The organism is Fretibacterium fastidiosum, from assembly GCF_000210715.1.
In the GTDB taxonomy this organism is placed as follows: domain Bacteria; phylum Synergistota; class Synergistia; order Synergistales; family Aminobacteriaceae; genus Fretibacterium; species Fretibacterium fastidiosum.
Genome location: NC_021038.1, coordinates 56,117 through 57,882, shown reverse-complemented (window position 1 = coordinate 57,882; position 1,766 = coordinate 56,117). Strand labels below are relative to the sequence as shown.

The following is a 1,766-nucleotide window of genomic DNA, read 5'->3' as shown; positions in this document are numbered from 1 at the left end:
CCCCCCGCGAGGAGGGCGCCGGGACGCGGCAAGCCCCGTCGCAGGAGGGCCAAAGCGGTGCCGGAGGCCGCCGGGGCGGGACGGACCCTGGTCGCGCGGCCGCAGCGGAGCGTCGCGCCGGCGCGGGGGAGGCCCGGAGCGCCGGCAGGAGCGGGGGACTTCCAGTCCTTTTTGAAGGGGTCCTCGCACACCGCAGGACCGCCGCGCGGGGGCCCCGGCCCCTCTGAACCTGAACCCCAGGGCGGCGGACTTCACCCACGGAGAGGCCCTGCGGGAGGGGCTGGTGAACGTGGTGCGCTTCGTGCGGGCCGATGGCGCCCAAAGGGCGAGCGTCGTCGTGGACCCTCCCGCGCTGGGGCGGGTGACGGTGGAGCTGGCCTCCGGGACGTCGGGGGTCGAAGCGTCCATTAAAGTCGCGAGCGAACAGGTCCGACAACTAGTGCAGGATCAGCTGACCCAGCTCAGGATGACGCTGGAGCAGCAGGGCGTCCAGCTGGCCCACTTCGCGGTGGACGTCCAGCAGGACGAGGGCCGCGGACAGCGGGACACGGGCCGGGACGGGCGCCGCGAAGGACGCCGCATCGAGGCGGCGGAGGACGAGCCCCTGGAGTTCCGGGTGGACCTGGAGCAGGGGATGCTCTGCTGGGTGGCCTGAGCGCCCGGCGCATCTTTTGAGATCGACGATTTTATGACGCAAGGGAGGACCTTATCATGCCCGTGAACGGCGTAGCCGGCGCAGTGAATACGGACCCGTCTGCCGCCACCGGAGCGGTCCGGCAGAACGAGTTGGACAAGAACGCATTTTTGAAGTTGCTCATCGCGGAGCTCTCGAACCAGGACCCACTGAACCCCATGGAGGACCGCGAGTTCATCGCCCAGATGGCCCAGTTCAGCAGCCTCGAGCAGATGCAGAACATGAACAAGACCCTCGAATCCATGGCGCAGGCCAGCAAGTTCGACGCGGTGAGCTACATCGGCAAGGCCATCTCCTTCAACAAGATCACGAAGGATGAGAAGGGCAAGGAGGTCGAGACCCCGACGGCCGCCCTCGTGCGGGCGGTCTTCTTCGACCCGCAGAAGGGGCCGATCCTGGACACTGCGGAGGGGCAGGTGGAGCTCGCCAAGGTCCTTGGCGTGGCCGCCCCCTGATCGGGGAGATAAGCGTTGAGCGGGCGCAGCCCGCGAACGGTTTGACGGCGGAGATGGCTGAACCCTCAGGACGAGGGCTGACGGTTTCGCGGAGCGACGGATAGAAACGCTTATCGCAGGAGGGCTTTACGAGGATGCTCAGATCATTGATGACGGCGGTCACGGGCGTTCGGGCACATCAGACGATGCTCGACGTGACGGGCAACAACATTGCCAACGCCAACACCACGGGATTTAAAAAGGACTTTACGATTTTCGAGGACCTGATGTATCAGGCGCAGAAGGACGCCACCAGACCCGGCGACGGCAGGGGCGGCATCAACCCCGCGCAGGTGGGCCTGGGCACCCAGGTGGGCGCCATCGAGACGATCTTCAGCCAGGGCGCGCCGTCCTACACGGGCAACCCGTCGGACATGATGATCCAGGGCAAGGGCTTCTTCGTCTACAACGGCGGCGGCAGCAACCTCTACAGCCGGGCGGGGGCCATCGTCCAGGACGAGAATCAGGACTTCGTGCAGTCCGGAACGGGCTACAAACTGCAGGGCTACGCCATGGAGCGCGACCCGCTGAACCCCACGCGCTTCGTCCAGTCCAACAACCTCAGCACGGTCAACGTC

Annotated in this window: 3 protein-coding genes; all 3 read left to right on the top strand. The window is 66.6% G+C overall.

What is annotated here, in order from left to right:
• Window positions 1-283 precede the first annotated feature (283 nt).
• Window positions 284-655 (top strand): flagellar hook-length control protein FliK, encoded by a 372-nt coding sequence (locus SY1_RS00285; protein WP_208872460.1) that lies wholly within the window; start codon window positions 284-286, stop codon window positions 653-655.
• A 56-nt stretch (window positions 656-711) separates the two neighbouring features.
• Window positions 712-1,149, top strand: coding sequence for a flagellar hook capping FlgD N-terminal domain-containing protein (locus SY1_RS00280; RefSeq protein ID WP_015555791.1), 438 nt, complete (start codon window positions 712-714; stop codon window positions 1,147-1,149).
• A gap of 134 nt (window positions 1,150-1,283) precedes the next feature.
• Window positions 1,284-1,766 (top strand): flagellar hook-basal body complex protein (locus tag SY1_RS00275; protein WP_208872459.1); only part of this gene is annotated, 483 nt, incomplete at its 3' end.